Here is a 16499-nt window from a genome sequence, read left to right on the forward strand (position 1 = left end):
GGTGTGCGCAAGGGGGGAAACGGCCGCCATTATAAAGAATCTGACGCGCTGACGAAACCGTTTGCGTAGAAATAAAATCACCGCTTTTTCTTGTCATACGGTGCGGCTACCGTTGCGAATAAGTTGCCAACTGGCGCATTGTTACGCAAAATGCCGCTCATTAATGACTTATCTATTGCAGCAAAACATCTTTTTCAGCCTGAGGCAACGCACGATCCAGAGAATTAACTAATTGAAAAAATTAAAGATTAATTATCTGTTCATCGGCATATTGACGCTGCTGCTGGCAGCAGCCCTTTGGCCCTCAATCCCCTGGTTCGGTAAAACCGAAAACCATATCGCCGCGATTCAAGCCCGGGGGGTACTGCGCGTCAGTACGATCGACTCGCCATTAACCTATTCCGTTATCAACGGTAAAAAATATGGTCTGGACTATGAACTGGCGCAGCAGTTCGCCAACTATCTCGGCGTGAAGCTGAAAGTGACGGTGCGCCAGAATATCAGCCAGTTGTTTGACGATCTGGATAACGGCAATGCCGACCTGCTCGCGGCTGGGCTGGTCTACGACAGCGCGCGCGTTAAAAACTATCAGCCCGGCCCCATGTATTATTCGGTTTCGCAACAGCTCGTCTACCGGGTCGGACAATATCGCCCACGTTCGCTGGCGACCGTTAACGAGAATCAGCTTACCATTGCGCCAGGGCACGTCGTGGTCAATGATTTACAGCGTTTAAAAGAGACAAAGTTTCCCGATCTGAGCTGGAAAGTGGATGATAAAAAAGGCTCGACGACGCTGCTGGAAGAGGTCATCAGCGGCAAACTGGATTACACCATTGCCGATTCAGTGGCGATCAGTCTGTTTCAGCGCGTTCATCCCGAGCTGGCCGTGGCGCTGGACGTCACGGATGAACAGCCCGTGACCTGGTTTAGCCGACTGGACGACGATAATACGCTCTCCGCCGCGCTGCTCGATTTTTTCAATTCGATCAATGAAGACGGTTCTCTGGCGCGGATCGAAGAGAAATATCTGGGACATGGCGATGATTTCGACTACGTTGATACCCGCTCTTTCCTGCGAGCGGTGGATAACGTCCTGCCGGAGCTGGAACCGTTATTTAAAAAATATGCCAAAGAGATAGACTGGCGCCTGCTGGCGGCGATTTCTTATCAGGAATCGCACTGGGATCCGCTGGCGACCTCGCCAACCGGCGTGCGCGGCCTGATGATGCTGACTAAAAATACCGCCCAAAGTCTGGGGCTGACCGACCGTACCGATGCGGAGCAAAGCATCAGCGGCGGCGCTCGCTATCTTGAAGATATGATGGCTAAAGTTCCCGAAACCGTTCCGGAAGACGAGCGTATCTGGTTTGCCTTAGCCGCCTACAATATGGGTTATGCGCACATGCTCGATGCCAGATCGCTGACGGTAAAAACCAAAGGCAATCCGGATAGCTGGACCGATGTGAAGCAGCGTTTGCCTCTGTTAAGCCAAAAACCGTATTACAGTAAGCTAACCTACGGTTACGCGCGTGGACATGAGGCTTATGCTTATGTGGAAAATATCCGTAAATACCAGATAAGTTTAGTGGGGTATTTGCAGGAAAAAGAAAAGCAGGAAGCGGAAGCCATGAAACTGGCGCAGGATTACCCGGCGGTGTCGCCGGAGGAGCTGAATAAAGCGCCCTTCCCCCTCCTGTCGTTTTTATCGCAGTCATCAGGCTACCTGACGCATTCGCCGTCTTTACTGTTTACGCCGCAGAAGAAAGAAGAAAAATAGCGTGATGGTCTTATCGGATGGCGACGCGTAACCTCTTATCCGGCATTGCGCTATACTGTCGGCCCCGCGCCTTGCGCACGGTCGGCTTTCTTCAGGGCTTTAATTTCCTGACGACGCATACGGAAAAAATCACTGAGCAGCGTCGCACATTCATCGCGCAGCACCCCTTCAATAATGTCGACCCGGTGATTCATTCCCGGATGGTGCAGCACATCAATTAGCGATCCGGCCGCGCCGGTTTTTGCATCGCGCGCGCCAAAGACAACGCGTCCAATGCGGCTATGCACCATAGCGCCTGCGCACATCACACAGGGTTCCAGCGTGACATACAGCGTGGTATCCAGTAACCGGTAATTCTGCAATACCAGACCGCCCTGACGCAGCGCCATTATTTCAGCGTGCGCAGTAGGATCGTGGCGGCCAATGGGTCGGTTCCAGCCTTCGCCAATGACGCGATGGTTATGCACCAATACCGCGCCAACCGGAACCTCGCGTTCGTCCCAGGCGCGTTTCGCCAGCGTCAGCGCGTGGCGCATCCAGTATTCGTGATCTAATTCGACATCAGACAAAGAGGTAACTCCGGTAATGAAAGCGGGCGGCATTATACACAGACGCTATGCGTTTCACTATTCGAGCTGCTGCAACTCGCCGTGCGGCGTCACCCGCCAGCGATGCTGGCAAAAATAAAGCAGCGGGTTATCCTGTTTGCTGTCGCTGTAGCCGCTATAAAGACGCAACGGCGTACCGATTTTACGTTCCAGTTGCGCGACTTTTTCATGGCCCAGACAGCGCACGGTTAATACCCAGCCGCCATACCGTCGCGCCATCTGGCTGGCGATAAGGTTAACGCGCGGCAGCCACGGCGTATCAAAATAGACTTGCTCTACCAATGATTGTGGAGAACCGGTAATAAGCCAGATATCCGCGTCAGAGCTCAATAGATAGGTGGTCAGACGCTCCTGTACAACCGGAAACGCCGTGACGTTAGCGCGAAACCAACGGACAAAATCCGCCTGATGCGCCTGCAAACGCGTTTCGCTATGGCCAAAAGTACAGCCCCACAACAACAGACTCATCGGCCAGCGGGCCGCACGCCCTTTTACCAGTAAACCGATACCGATAATGGGTAACAACGGCAGTACGAGCAGCGCATTTAGCGGCTGACGGCGCAGCAAATAACGCAGAAAACTGCCGAACATATCCTGTTGATGTAACGTTCCATCCAAATCAAAAAAGACGACACGACGCTCGTGGCTGACCAAACCTTACTCCTCTGGATCATTGAACCCCAGCAGCCAGGTAAAAATAAACCCGGCAATTACCGCTATTAAATAGCCTAACAGATAGAACAGGATTTTTCCGGCAACAATTGTTAATGCCAGCGGCAAACCGGAAATACCAAAGGTAATTACCGTCGCCACTTTCCAGTAGCTGATCAACGCCCCGCCTACCGCGCCGCCGAGGCAAGCGCCAATAAATGGCTTACCCAATGGCAGCGTGACGCCAAAAATCAGCGGCTCGCCAATCCCCAGCAGTCCGACAGGAAGCGCGCCTTTAATCACCTTTTTGAGTCGCGCATTGCGGGTTTTCATCAGTACGGCAATGGCCGCGCCTATCTGACCAACGCCCGCCATCGCCAGGATGGGAAACAGCGCGTTATAGCCGTGCGCTTGCACCAACTCCACATGAATAGGCACCAGCCCCTGATGCAGCCCGGTCAGTACCAACGGCAGGAAGGTTCCGGCTAACACCGCGCCCACCAGAAAACCGCCGCGATCGATAGCCCAGGACGCGCCGTGAGCGATAGCGTCTGAAATCCAGCCGCCAAGCGGTTGCAGAGCGACAATCGCTACCGCGCCGGTGATAACAGTCGTCAATAAAGGGTTAAGAATTAACTCCAGCGACCCCGGCAGCAGCTTACGGAACTGGCGCTCAATCCAGCACATTAACGCTACCACCAGCAGGACGGCGATGACGCCGCCCCGTCCCGGCTGAAGCGCCTCGCCAAAGAGCGTAATCTGCGCCAGTTGCGGGCTGGAAAGGATCCCCGCCATCACGCCGCCTAACGCCTGCGATCCGCCAAAGACTTTCGCGGTATTGACGCCAACCAGAATGTTCATGATAGCGAACACCGCGCTACCAAATATCCCCATCAGGCCCAGCAGGTTAGGATAGTGGACGGCAACATCGCCGACGATATCCGGACGTTTAAGAATGTTGATAATGCCGGTAATCAAGCCGGATGCGATAAAGGCAGGGATAAGCGGAATAAAAACATTCGCCAGCTTACGCAACGCATCGCTCATCGGCGCTTTATACTTCGCTTTCACCTCGGATTTGGTACGCGCCATAGCGTCGTCCGACTTTACACCACCTGCGGCAATCTGCACGCGCATCGCATCAACCACCTGCGCAGCCTTCCCCGGCCCAACGATCAGCTGATGCTGCTCCCCTTGCTTTACGTATCCACTGACGCCAGGCAACGCTTTTAAGCGCGGAATATCCAGTTGGCTGTCGTCCTGTACCTCCACCCTGACTCGCGTCATACAGTTTTCCAGGCGCAGAATATTTTGCTCTCCGCCGATACCACGTAAAATGTCGCTGGCGAGCGCTGCCGTCTTATCCATACACACCTCTTTAGTGTTCTAACGCCGCCCTTAAAAAGCCCTGATGAGCAGCGAGTTTTTCCCTGGCGGCTGCAGCATCCAGCCCCGTAAGCGCCATCAAAATGGCGGGCTTAACCTCAAAATCGGTCTGTTTCAGCAACGTTTCCGCCTCTTCACGACCTATCCCGGTCGCTTCAACGACCATCCGACACGCGCGATCGACCAGTTTGACGTTGGTGGCTTTCATATCCACCATCAGGTTTTGATAGACCTTGCCAAACTTCACCATCGCGCCGGTAGAAATCATATTGAGTACCATTTTCTGCGCGGTGCCGGATTTCAGCCGCGTGGAGCCGGTAAGCGCTTCCGGCCCGACAACGGGCGAAATGGCGATATTAGCCTCCCGCGCAATAGGCGAATCTGGATTACAGGAGACGGCAACAGTGGTACAACCGGACTGTCGCGCATAGCGCAGGCCGCCAATCACATAGGGTGTACGACCCGACGCCGCGAGCCCCACGACCAGATCCTGTTCTTGCAGATTTAGCGCGACAAGATCGTCTTCGCCTGCCTGTTGGCTGTCTTCCGCGCCTTCGACCGCTTTCAGCAACGCGCCCGGCCCACCGGCAATCAGCCCGACGACCAGACCGTGCGGAACGCCAAACGTCGGGGGGCATTCTGAGGCATCCAGTACGCCAAGCCGACCACTGGTGCCCGCGCCCATATAGATGATACGTCCGCCAGACTTCAGCGCCGCCGCAGCGGCATCCACCGCACGCGCAACGTCAGGCAGAGTGGCTTTTACTGCTTCCGCTACCCGCGTATCCTGTTCATTAAAACGCTTAACTAATTCAGGAGTAGGCAACGCATCCAGATCCATCGTTTGCGGGTTACGGGTTTCAGACACTAAGGTACCGAGATTCATTTTTGTCCCTCTGGAATTTTTAATTCATAATAAGCGTCCATGATGGAATAGAATATTCCCCCAGGCGAGTGAAATTTCGTTTTGTCGTCGCCATCACGTTTCGCAGGAGCTGCCCATGAACTGTTTGATTCGTATTCGCCAGCGTTATCCGGATCTCGCGCAAAGCGACAGGAAACTGGCGGATTATCTGCTCGCGCAACCGGATACGGCGCGGCATCTGAGCTCACAGCAACTGGCGGCCGAAGCGGGCGTCAGCCAATCCAGCGTAGTCAAGTTCGCGCAAAAACTGGGGTTTAAAGGGTTTCCGGCGTTGAAACTGGCTCTCAGCGAAGCGTTGGCCAGCAATCCTAATCCGCATTCCGTTCCCGTTCATAACCAGATTCGCGGCGACGATCCGATGCGCCTGGTCGGAGAAAAATTAATTAAAGAGAATGTGGCGGCGATGCACGCCACGCTGGACGTTAACAGTGAAGAAAAGCTGTTAGAAAGCGTCACGATGCTGCGCCACGCCCGACGTATTGTGATCACCGGGATTGGCGCCTCTGGGCTGGTGGCGCAAAATTTTGCCTGGAAGCTACTGAAGATTGGCATTAACGCGGTGGTTGAGCGCGATATGCACGCCCTGCTGGCAACGGTGCAGGCGCTGGCGCCGGAGGATCTGCTGCTGGCGATCTCTTATTCCGGGGAGCGGCGCGAGCTGAACCTGGCGGCGGACGAAACATTACGCGCAGGCGCGAAAATCCTGGCCATTACCGGTTTTTCTCCCAACGCCTTGCAGCAGCGCGCCACCCGCTGTCTGTATACGATTGCTGAAGAGCAGGCGACGCGCAGCGCTGCTATCTCCTCGACACATGCGCAAATGATGTTGACCGACTTACTGTTTATGGCGCTGGTACAACAGGATTTAGAGCGGGCGCCGGAGCGTATTCGCCATAGCGAGGCGCTGGTAAAAAAACTGGTTTGAAAATGACTCTTCCGCCTCATGCAGAAGAGCCATCAAGTTTATTGCGCTTCTTTCGCGTGAATCAATTGCGTCAGGAGTGTGTTAACCGGTACGGCAATATTGTTCTGAGCGCCGATTCGCGCAATCGCACCATTTAAATAGTCGATTTCAGTCAGTCGGCCTTTATGTAAATCCTGATGCATAGAAGGATAGTGGTGGCCGCTCTCACGCGGATCGAACACTTTCTTCACCGTATTCATCACCATTTGCTCAGTCAACGGAATATTCTGGCTGGCAGCAACTAACACAAACTCATCAACTACCGCTTGCGCTAAATCTAAAGCACCAGGCCGCTGACCAAATCCGCCGACATTACAATCCAGTAGCGCGCAATAGGTGTTCATTACGCTATTAAAGGCTGCTTTCTTCCAGATCGATAATAATACGTCAGGGCTTATTTCAGCATTCAATCCAGCGCTATTAAGGGTGGCAATGACCTTAGCCTCTTGAGCCGAATCCTGGCTGGCTATCGGCTGCAGTTCAATCGTTCCGGTACCGGTGGCCATAATATGCCCAGCCCCCTCCAGTTCGCTGGACCATAACGTCACACCCGCATAGATTTTCTGCCGATCGACATATTTCTCCAGCGTTTCAATATTTCCCAGACCGTTAGATAAAATCATCACCACTTTCGCGGCTGGCAGTAACGGCTTGATACGCTGTAACATGTTATCCAGCTGCATGGCTTTGGTAAACAGAATAACCAGCTCAAACTCCCCCTGGGATTCATCAGCCAACATAGCAGGGATGGGGTAATACTTCTGAGTCGTTTCCGTTTCGACAAACAACCCCTTGCTACGAATAGCGTCGACATGCTCCTGCCAGCCATCAATAAGCGTCACGTCGTGCCCGGCCTCCAGCAGCATATAGCCAAAACGACATCCCATAGCGCCTGCACCTGCGATTGCAATTTTCATTTTTATTTCCTTATTATCTGATTAATGAATTTTGGCTAAAACCGTTGCGACATATTTCTTCGTTATCAGGGTCAACACGACTCCAATAAGCAATAGCACCGTTGTCAAAATAAATACTGTATTGTAGCTTCCGGTATATTTTGCAATAGCGGACGTTACATAAGGAGCAATAACCGCACCGACGGCAAAACCAAAATACATAAAGCCGTAGTTTAGCCCCTGGTTACGCATACCAAAATTCTGGCTGGTCAAGCCAGGGAAGATAACTAATATACCGGCATAAGCAAAGCCCACGCCCAGAGCGCTGAAATAAAATACCGAAGTATTGCCATTGAAGAAAAATAACAGCAGCATACACAAGCAAGTAAAGAGGTAAACAATAACCAGCGTATTATAGCCGCCTAATTTATCGGTTAACCCTCCCCAGAACAGGCGACCAATTGAGTTAAATATCGATACCAGGCTAACGACTAATGCACCGGACAGTAAACCGTACTGCGTCATACCAATTTGCGCAGAACTTGAGCTAATTACCATCCCAGAGAACACGCCCAGCGCCAGAATCATAAACAGCAGCCAGAAGCGCAGATCTTTCAGCATGTGCCGATAGTCTTTATCCAGTGGCGACGCTTTAATTCCTCCACTATCTTTTGCTGGCGCGCTACGAATAAAGAACTGGACGATAAAAATAACCACCAGATAAACAATACCCAGATATAACAACGCCCGACTAACATCGTGAGTTTGCGCCATAAAATATTCGGCCAGGCGGGTGCAAAGTAGCGTCCCGACGCCAACACCCGCCAGTACGATACCGCTGGCCAGACCGCGACGGTCAGGGAAAAATTTCAGAATATTATTAAGATTACCCGTAAAAGCCAGGCCCGATCCCAACCCGGCAATGACGCCGTAGGTTAAAAACAGCATGGGCAAATTATCCACAAACCCGGACAAGATAAAACCTAAAGAAAACAGGATACCGCCGATAACTATCGCCTGCTTTCCTTTACCATTGTCGATCATTCTCCCGCCCCAAATCATCGGTAAAGGAATGATCCCCATGTTGATAGAGAATGCTAACGCCAGCGTAGCCGGATCCCAGTGATATTGCGCCATGAGTGGTGTTTTGAAATAGCTAAATGCGTAGACGCCCCCGAGCACAAAATTGATGCACACGTGAGCGGCAAGCATTCCCCAGCGGTTGATTGATGCCGACATAATTTTCCCTTTTTAAAATGCACTGATCACAGTTTAAAAAAAGCAAAATAGGCAAACAATTTGGTATTTTTTATAATCGTTATAACAAAACCCAATCGATTGGCATTAAATTTTAATGAATATCAAACAACTACACTCCTTCCTGATATTGTGTGATGAATTACATTATGGTCGGGCAGCCAGTCGCCTGTTTATCACTCAGCCATCATTAAGTCAGCAAATCAAACAACTTGAGTCATCACTTAAAACAATATTATTTAAGCGAAAAGGTAGAGGAATTAAATTAACAAAAGCAGGCATTATTTTGCAACGACACGCTAACAAAATAATGCTGGATTTAAAAAATGCCGAAAATGAACTTCTTCCCTATCAGGACCAACAGCGCGATACTATTTCAATCGGGGTGTCAGGCAGCTACCTGGTCCTGCCCGCTTTTCGCAACTTTATGGCGCACCATCCGGAAATATCTTTAAATGTTAAAGAGTTCTCAACTGAGCAAACCATTAAAAAACTGACGGATAGCGCCGTTGATATTGGCATTGTTTATCGAACAGCGCTCCCTGCCCAGCTAAGCTCGACCATGCTGTTTGAAGATGAAATTATCGCTGCAATCCCACTTTCTCATCCTCTGGCGACACGCGAACGTCTGCATCTAAAAGATTTAAACGACCAGCCCATTATCGTGCTTAATGACTCTCTGCTATTAAGAGGGATCATCACCACTGAATTTAATAACCGCAAAGTCGTTCCTAACGTCATCTGCGAACTGGATAACCACTACTCATGCCTTGAGTATGCCGAAGCGCAGATTGGCATCGCATTTATTACCCGCTCGCTAACCCATTTATCGACACCCAAAAATGTTCGCCTGGTTTCACTGGGCATCCCCGCATTCTTTATTCCTGTCATGCTGGTGCACAGTAATGACCTTTCACTGGATAACGCAACCATCTGCCTGCTCAAGCAGATCAAAAATTTTTACACTGTAGATAACAAATCAGCGCCAGAAAAGAGCTGGCCCGAGCAGAAAATAGGCGTATAATGCCCGCCCGATTTGTGTTGTTTCTGAGAATTTCCTGATGGCGCTGTTAATCACCAAAAAATGTATCAATTGCGATATGTGCGAGCCGGAGTGCCCGAATGAGGCGATTTCAATGGGCGACAGCATTTATGAGATTAACAGCGACAAATGCACCGAGTGTGTAGGCCATTACGAAACGCCGACCTGTCAGAAAGTCTGCCCGATCCCCAATACGATTTTGCAGGATCCCGCCCATGTCGAAACCGAAGAACAGTTGTGGGATAAGTTTGTTCTGATGCATCACGCAGATAAACTGTAAGCGGGTTAACGCACTTCCAACGCAACAATGCCTGATGGCACTATGCTTATCAGGCCGACAATATATCGGCCTGTAGGTCAGATAACGTGTTTACGCCGCCATCCGGCAAATCTAACTTTCCAGAATGACCGTAGCGCAGGCGTAATGGCGTTCATCGGCTAACGTGACATGCATGTGCGCCACACCGAGTTTTTCCGCCAGCGTTAACGCCTCGCCCCACAGCCGCAAACGTGGTTTTCCCAGCTCATCGTTAAACACTTCGAACTGATTAAACGCCAGACCGTTGCGGATGCCGGTGCCAAAAGCTTTCGCTGCCGCCTCTTTGACCGCAAAACGCTTGGCGAGAAAACGCACCGGCTGCTGATGCGTCTCCCAGATAGCCCACTCGTTGTCACTGAGCACACGCCTTGCCAGACGTTCGCCGGAACGGGAGATCACTGCCTCAATGCGGGCAATCTCTACAATATCCGTTCCCAGGCCGAGAATCGCCATTAGCCGCGCGCTTCCAGCATCAAACGTTTCATTTCAGCCACCGCCTCTTTCAGCCCCGTCATCACCGCCCGACCAATAATGGCATGACCGATATTGAGCTCGTGCATTTCCGAAAGTGCGGCAATAGCTTTGACGTTATGGTAGGTCAGGCCATGACCCGCATTTACTTTTAGCCCCAGACGGGCCGCCAGGGTCGCGGCGCTGGCAATACGCGCCAGCTCTTTTGCCTGTTCCGCATCGGTTTCTGCGTTGGCATAGCAGCCGGTATGGATTTCGATAAACGGCGCGCCGACTTCCGCCGCCGCGTTGATTTGCCTTTCATCGGCATCGATAAAGAGCGAAACCTGGATGCCAGCCGCCGCCAGGCGCGCGCAGGCATCACGCATTTTATCGCGCTGTCCGGCCACATCCAGACCGCCTTCGGTGGTGACTTCCTGGCGTTTTTCCGGCACCAGACAACAGAAATGCGGCCTGGTTTCTACGGCGATCGCCAGCATCTCTTCGGTCACCGCCATCTCCAGATTCATACGCGTATGCAGCGTCTGACGCAGAATGCGCACATCGCGATCGGTAATGTGGCGACGATCTTCGCGCAGGTGTACGGTAATGCCGTCCGCGCCTGCCTGTTCAGCAATAAACGCCGCCTGTACCGGATCCGGATAGTCGGTGCCGCGCGCATTACGTAACGTGGCAATGTGGTCAATATTGACGCCTAACAGTAATTCAGCCATGACAATCCTCGTTAATCTTTCTTCGTTTTTACTGTGCGTTTGGGCATAAATTGCCGGAACAGCTCCCGGCTTTTTAACGGTTTTCCCCCAAGATACGGCTTTAATGCCATACGGGTAAAGCGTTTAGCGGCACGCAGGGTATCTACATCCGGAAATTCCCGCGCCTCCAGCGCTTTCAGGTGCCGTCCGGTAAAGGTGTTGTTATCGATGACGACGCTGGCGAAAAAGCCTTTTTCTTCGCGGTAACGGTAGGTCATGGTGTCATCCACCCGTTCGCCGCTGCCTGCACAGTGGGTGAAATTGACGCCATACCCCAGATGTCCCAGCAACGCCAGTTCGAAACGTCGCAACGCCGGTTCAGGCGAGCCGGTGGTTCCCGCCAGCGCCTGAATACAGTTCAGATAATCAAAAAAGAGTTCGGAGAAGCGCGTTTCATATTCCAGTACGCGAGAGAGGAGTTCGTTGATGTACAGGCCGCTATAGAGCGTAATACCGCTTAACGGCAGCGCCAGAGAAACTGCCTCGGCGCTGCGCAGGGTTTTCACCTCGCCGCGTCCGCTGTAGCGTAACAATAACGGTGTAAAAGGCTGTAACGCGCCTTTCAAATTGGAACGTTTAGATCGCGCGCCTTTGGCGACAAGGCGCACTCGCCCCGATTCTTCCGTGAAGACGTCCAGCATCAGGCTGGTTTCGCTCCAGGGGCGACTGTGCAGGACAAATGCGCGCTGCCACCCTTCCACGCTGTGTTAACTCACAGATCGTCTACGTAACCGAGACTGCGCAGAGCGCGTTCGTCATCGGCCCAGCCGGATTTCACTTTCACCCACAGTTCCAGGTGTACCGGCGCTTCAAACATCTCCTGCATGTCTTTACGCGCTTCAATACCAATGGTTTTGATTTTGGCGCCTTTGTTGCCAATCACCATCTTCTTCTGCCCTTCGCGCTCGACGAGGATCAGCCCGTTGATATCATAGCCGCCGCGTTCGTTGGTAACAAAACGTTCAATCTCAACGGTAACGGAATACGGCAGCTCGGCGCCGAGAAAACGCATCAGCTTTTCACGAATGATTTCAGACGCCATAAAGCGCTGAGAGCGATCGGTGATGTAATCTTCCGGGAAGTGGTGAATCGCTTCCGGTAAATGTTTACGCACGATACCGGCAATGGTATCGACGTTCATACCCGTTTCAGCAGAGATCGGTACGATATCAAGAAAGTTCATCTGGCTTGCCAGGAACTGGAGGTGCGGCAGCAAATCGGCTTTTTCCTGCACGTTATCCACCTTGTTAACGGCGAGAATAACCGGCGCTTTGCCATCGCGCAGTTTGTTCAGGACCATTTCGTCGTCCGGCGTCCAACGGGTGCCTTCCACAACGAAAATCACCAGCTCAACGTCGCCAATCGAACTGCTCGCCGCCTTATTCATCAAACGGTTAATGGCGTGCTTTTCTTCCATATGCAGTCCCGGGGTATCGACATAGATTGCCTGATACGGGCCTTCGGTATGAATACCGACAATGCGGTGGCGCGTGGTCTGCGCTTTACGGGAAGTGATCGAAATCTTCTGCCCAAGCAGTTTGTTCAGCAAGGTGGATTTGCCAACGTTCGGACGTCCGACGATGGCAATAAATCCGCAGTAAGTTTTGTCAGTGCTCATTCCAACTCCAGTTTTTTCAGCGCCTGTTCGGCGGCAGCCTGCTCCGCCTTACGACGGCTGGAACCCGTGCCAACCACCGGTTCGCTCAGGCCGCTGACCTGGCAGTGGATAGTAAATTCCTGATCGTGCGCCTCGCCGCGCACCTGCACAACCAGGTAAGATGGCAGCGGCAGATGGCGACCCTGCAAATACTCCTGCAAGCGCGTTTTAGGATCTTTTTGTTTATCGCCCGGACTTATCTCATCCAGACGGGTTTTATACCAGTTAAGGATTAACTGCTCGACGGTCTGGATATTGCTATCGAGAAATACTCCGCCGATTAACGCTTCAACGGTGTCCGCCAGAATGGACTCCCGACGGAATCCGCCGCTTTTTAATTCGCCCGGCCCTAAACGCAGGCACTCGCCTAAATCAAACTCACGGGCTAATTCCGCCAGCGTATTACCACGTACCAACGTGGCGCGCATACGGCTCATATCTCCCTCATCCACCCGTGGAAAACGGTGATAAAGCGCGTTAGCGATAACGAAGCTCAGGATTGAATCGCCTAAAAACTCCAGGCGTTCGTTATGTTTACTGCTGGCGCTGCGGTGAGTTAATGCCTGCTGCAACAGCTCCTGATGATTAAAAGTGTAGCCCAGCTTCCGTTGAAGCCGATTAATTACGATGGGGTTCATGCGATACCAATAAATGAATGCGTCAACAATCCAGCACACGAAACAGACCTGATACACGTCATCTGTCCTGCCGCATCGCTGCAGCGGAAAGAAGGTTGTCTATAACCAACGCTGTTTCGTGTGCCGTGGCGACCAAACGGCGCCAACCTAAAACTTCGGGGGAATATTCTATACACAACGACAGGGGATGTCGTTAGTCTGAGGGAATTTATCCAGGAAATAATTCACGCTGCCGCTAAAAAGACGGCAGCGTGAACGATCATTTCGTCACAGTTAGTGAATACCGCCGATACGACTCAGGCGTACGCCTGTCGGCCACTCCCCTTCCTGCTTGTCAAAGCTCATCCAGATAGCGACCGCTTTACCGACCAGATTCGCTTCCGGAACAAATCCCCAGTAACGGCTATCCGCGCTGTTATCGCGGTTGTCGCCCATCATGAAATATTGCCCCGGCGGTACAACCCAGGTCGCCAGCGGTTGTCCTGGCTGTTGGTAATACATGCCCAACTGATCCTGAGCTATCGGCACCATCAGGATGCGGTGGGTTACATCGCCTAACGTCTCTTTACGTTCAGTCAGGCGAATGCCGTTTTCTTTCGTCTCGTTTAGCGGAACCTCAAAGAAACCGCTGGTCGCTTCTCCGCCGTTACGGCGGGCAAAAGTCTGTACAAAATCGCTCGGCTCAACGTTAGAGTAGGTAACCGGCAGCGCATTTTCGCACGCCTGACCGGAGCTACAGCCAGGCTGAATCGTCACCTCTTTCGCAACCGGATCATAAGTGATTTTATCGCCCGGCAAACCGACTGCGCGTTTGATGTAATCTAACTTAGGATCTTCCGGATATTTAAATACCACAATATCCCCGCGCTTTGGATGACCGGTTTCAATCAGGGTTTTCTGGTAGATCGGATCTTTAATGCCGTAGGCAAATTTTTCCACCAGAATAAAATCGCCGATAAGCAGTGTCGGCATCATTGAGCCTGACGGGATCTGAAAGGGTTCATAAAGAAATGAACGAACGATCAGAACGATCGCCAGAACCGGGAAAACCGACGCCCCGGTCTCCAGCCAGCCCGGCTTAGGCGCCACTTTATTGAGCGTAGCGTTATCCAGCGCATCTCCCGACGCCGTTTGCGCGGCAGCCTGGCGCGCCCGACGTTTTGGCGCGAAAACAAACTTATCAACGCACCATAAAATGCCCGTCACCAGTGTGGCTATCACCAGAATCAGGGCAAACATGTTCGCCATGCCAACTCCTTAGGGATTATTTATTGTCTTTACCGACATGCAGAATGGCGAGGAACGCCTCCTGAGGCAGCTCGACGTTACCGATCTGCTTCATGCGTTTCTTACCTTCTTTCTGTTTCTGCAGCAGTTTTTTCTTACGACTGATATCGCCGCCGTAGCACTTCGCCAGCACGTTTTTACGTAACTGTTTTACCGTCGAACGGGCAATAATATGCGTACCAATCGCCGCCTGAATCGCGATATCAAACTGCTGACGTGGGATCAAATCTTTCATCTTCTCCACCAGCTCGCGACCACGGCTTTGCGAGTTATCACGGTGCGTGATCAGCGCCAGCGCATCGACACGCTCGTTGTTGATTAACACATCAACACGCACCATATCGGAAGCCTGGAAGCGCTTGAAGTTATAATCCAGAGACGCATAGCCGCGCGACGTTGATTTCAGACGGTCAAAGAAGTCGAGCACCACTTCCGCCATCGGGATTTCATAGGTCAACGCGACCTGGTTACCGTGATATACCATGTTAGTTTGTACGCCGCGTTTCTCAATACACAGCGTAATAACGTTACCTAAATAGGCTTGTGGTAACAGCATATGACATTCGGCGATAGGCTCGCGCAGTTCATAAATGTTATTCAACGGCGGCAGCTTGGAGGGGCTATCAACATAGATAGTCTCTTTCGCCGTTGTTTCTACTTCATACACCACGGTCGGCGCAGTGGTGATCAGATCCAGATCGTATTCGCGTTCCAGACGCTCCTGAATGATCTCCATGTGCAACAGGCCGAGGAAGCCGCAGCGGAAACCAAAGCCCAGCGCCGAGGAGCTTTCCGGTTCATAAAACAGTGAGGCATCGTTCAGGCTCAGCTTGCCGAGCGCGTCGCGGAAACTTTCATAATCGTCGGAGCTGACCGGGAACAGACCTGCATAGACCTGCGGTTTCACCTTCTTAAAGCCCGGCAACGCTTTTTCCGCTGGGTTACGCGCTGAGGTTAAGGTATCGCCAACCGGCGCGCCGAGGATATCTTTAATGGCGCAGACCAGCCAGCCTACTTCGCCGCACTTCAGCTCGGTACGATCAACCTGCTTCGGCGTGAAAATCCCCAGGCGGTCAGCGTTGTAGGTCTGCCCGGTGCTCATCACTTTAATTTTGTCGCCTTTACGCATGGTGCCGTTTTTAATACGCACCAGCGATACCACGCCCAGGTAGTTATCGAACCAGGAGTCAATAATCAGCGCCTGCAGCGGGCCGTCCGGATCGCCTTGCGGCGGCGGGATATCGCGCACCAGGCGTTCCAGAACATCCGTCACGCCGACACCCGTTTTGGCGGAGCAGCGTACCGCGTCCGTCGCATCGATACCGACAATGTCTTCGATTTCTTCCGCCACACGCTCCGGATCGGCGGCCGGCAGGTCAATCTTGTTAAGCACCGGCACCACTTCAAGATCCATTTCCATCGCGGTGTAGCAGTTCGCCAACGTTTGCGCTTCTACGCCCTGGCCGGCATCCACCACCAGCAGCGCGCCCTCGCAGGCGGCTAACGAACGGGAAACTTCATAGGAAAAGTCAACGTGTCCCGGCGTGTCGATAAAGTTCAGTTGATAAGTTTCACCATCAGACGCTTTAAAATCCAGCGTCACACTCTGGGCTTTAATAGTAATACCGCGCTCACGCTCAAGATCCATCGAATCAAGTACCTGAGCTTCCATTTCACGGTCAGACAGGCCACCGCAGATTTGGATAATACGGTCAGACAGCGTCGATTTACCGTGGTCAATGTGAGCAATGATCGAAAAGTTACGTATGTTCTTCATAGAGATAAATTATTATGCCTTACGCCTGGTTGACCAGACTTTAGAGGTCGCTGTTCTGAGCTTAACGTCTGTTTTAACTGAAACGCCGCATT

General features: G+C 52.2%; 17 protein-coding genes and 1 pseudogene. 5 read left to right on the plus strand and 13 right to left on the minus strand.

The genetic code is table 11. The annotated features are described in order from the left end of the window. Position 1: 1 nt before the first annotated feature. A pseudogene (locus EOS97_RS02580) lies at positions 2-232 on the plus strand (hypothetical protein). After that, the gene (gene mltF, locus EOS97_RS02585; protein ID WP_000734249.1) at positions 233-1777 is read left to right on the plus strand and encodes a membrane-bound lytic murein transglycosylase MltF; all 1545 of its coding nucleotides are present in this window, start codon (positions 233-235) and stop codon (positions 1775-1777) included. It abuts the pseudogene before it with no gap. A 50-nt stretch (positions 1778-1827) separates the two neighbouring features. Here the strand turns inward: mltF and tadA are convergent, their stop codons facing one another. The 4 genes from tadA to murQ are packed head-to-tail and all read right to left on the minus strand — an operon-like array spanning position 1828 to position 5308. After that, entirely contained in the window at positions 1828-2379 is a 552-nt protein-coding gene (tadA, locus tag EOS97_RS02590) for a tRNA adenosine(34) deaminase TadA (RefSeq protein ID WP_001134565.1), read from the minus strand. A 24-nt stretch (positions 2380-2403) separates the two neighbouring features. Then, positions 2404-3039 carry a phosphatidylglycerophosphatase C gene (yfhb, locus tag EOS97_RS02595; protein WP_000253558.1) on the minus strand — a complete coding sequence of 212 codons (636 nt, stop codon included), beginning with the start codon at positions 3037-3039 and terminating at the stop codon, positions 2404-2406. Positions 3040-3042: 3 nt separating this feature from the next. Further along, positions 3043-4404 carry a PTS transporter subunit EIIC gene (locus EOS97_RS02600; protein WP_000361669.1) on the minus strand — a complete coding sequence of 454 codons (1362 nt, stop codon included), beginning with the start codon at positions 4402-4404 and terminating at the stop codon, positions 3043-3045. Positions 4405-4414: 10 nt separating this feature from the next. Then, positions 4415-5308 carry an N-acetylmuramic acid 6-phosphate etherase gene (murQ, locus tag EOS97_RS02605; RefSeq protein WP_001048535.1) on the minus strand — a complete coding sequence of 298 codons (894 nt, stop codon included), beginning with the start codon at positions 5306-5308 and terminating at the stop codon, positions 4415-4417. A gap of 115 nt (positions 5309-5423) precedes the next feature. On the opposite strand from murQ, the gene EOS97_RS02610 reads away from it, so the two are divergent. Next, positions 5424-6272 carry a MurR/RpiR family transcriptional regulator gene (locus EOS97_RS02610; protein WP_000995703.1) on the plus strand — a complete coding sequence of 283 codons (849 nt, stop codon included), beginning with the start codon at positions 5424-5426 and terminating at the stop codon, positions 6270-6272. A gap of 38 nt (positions 6273-6310) precedes the next feature. On the opposite strand, the gene EOS97_RS02615 is transcribed toward EOS97_RS02610, so the two are convergent. Together EOS97_RS02615 and EOS97_RS02620 are read right to left on the minus strand one after the other, a co-directional pair. Beyond that, complete coding sequence (locus tag EOS97_RS02615; RefSeq protein WP_000684021.1) at positions 6311-7228, minus strand: oxidoreductase; 918 nt, start codon at positions 7226-7228, stop codon at positions 6311-6313. A gap of 21 nt (positions 7229-7249) precedes the next feature. Further along, positions 7250-8446 (minus strand): OFA family MFS transporter, encoded by a 1197-nt coding sequence (locus EOS97_RS02620; RefSeq protein ID WP_001276364.1) that lies wholly within the window; start codon positions 8444-8446, stop codon positions 7250-7252. A gap of 115 nt (positions 8447-8561) precedes the next feature. Here EOS97_RS02620 and EOS97_RS02625 point away from each other — a divergent pair, with 115 nt between their 5' ends. Both EOS97_RS02625 and EOS97_RS02630 read left to right on the plus strand, forming a co-directional pair. Further along, entirely contained in the window at positions 8562-9488 is a 927-nt protein-coding gene (locus EOS97_RS02625; RefSeq protein WP_001022463.1) for a LysR family transcriptional regulator, read from the plus strand. 37 nt (positions 9489-9525) lie between these two features. Then, positions 9526-9786, plus strand: a complete 261-nt coding sequence (locus tag EOS97_RS02630) for a YfhL family 4Fe-4S dicluster ferredoxin (RefSeq protein ID WP_001196291.1) — start codon at positions 9526-9528, stop codon at positions 9784-9786. A 111-nt stretch (positions 9787-9897) separates the two neighbouring features. Here the strand turns inward: EOS97_RS02630 and acpS are convergent, their stop codons facing one another. The 7 genes from acpS to lepA all read right to left on the minus strand — a co-directional run bounded on the left by acpS (position 9898) and on the right by lepA (position 16407). Then, positions 9898-10278, minus strand: coding sequence for a holo-ACP synthase (gene acpS / locus EOS97_RS02635; protein WP_000986043.1), 381 nt, complete (start codon positions 10276-10278; stop codon positions 9898-9900). Next, the gene (gene pdxJ, locus EOS97_RS02640; RefSeq protein WP_000818970.1) at positions 10278-11009 is read right to left on the minus strand and encodes a pyridoxine 5'-phosphate synthase; all 732 of its coding nucleotides are present in this window, start codon (positions 11007-11009) and stop codon (positions 10278-10280) included. Before pdxJ ends, acpS begins: the two co-directional genes overlap by 1 nt. An 11-nt stretch (positions 11010-11020) precedes the next feature. Next, positions 11021-11749, minus strand: coding sequence for a DNA repair protein RecO (recO, locus tag EOS97_RS02645; protein ID WP_000399380.1), 729 nt, complete (start codon positions 11747-11749; stop codon positions 11021-11023). An 11-nt stretch (positions 11750-11760) separates the two neighbouring features. Then, positions 11761-12666 (minus strand): GTPase Era, encoded by a 906-nt coding sequence (era, locus tag EOS97_RS02650; protein ID WP_000102227.1) that lies wholly within the window; start codon positions 12664-12666, stop codon positions 11761-11763. After that, positions 12663-13343, minus strand: a complete 681-nt coding sequence (gene rnc, locus EOS97_RS02655; protein WP_001068341.1) for a ribonuclease III — start codon at positions 13341-13343, stop codon at positions 12663-12665. Before rnc ends, era begins: the two co-directional genes overlap by 4 nt. Positions 13344-13616: 273 nt before the next feature. Continuing rightward, positions 13617-14591: a signal peptidase I gene (gene lepB / locus EOS97_RS02660; protein WP_000002559.1), complete on the minus strand. Its 975-nt coding sequence runs from the start codon at positions 14589-14591 to the stop codon at positions 13617-13619. A 16-nt stretch (positions 14592-14607) separates the two neighbouring features. Beyond that, the gene (gene lepA / locus EOS97_RS02665; protein WP_000790154.1) at positions 14608-16407 is read right to left on the minus strand and encodes a translation elongation factor 4; all 1800 of its coding nucleotides are present in this window, start codon (positions 16405-16407) and stop codon (positions 14608-14610) included. Positions 16408-16499: the final 92 nt, after the last annotated feature.

Source organism: Salmonella sp. SSDFZ54 (assembly GCF_004010735.1).
Classification (GTDB): domain Bacteria; phylum Pseudomonadota; class Gammaproteobacteria; order Enterobacterales; family Enterobacteriaceae; genus Salmonella; species Salmonella enterica.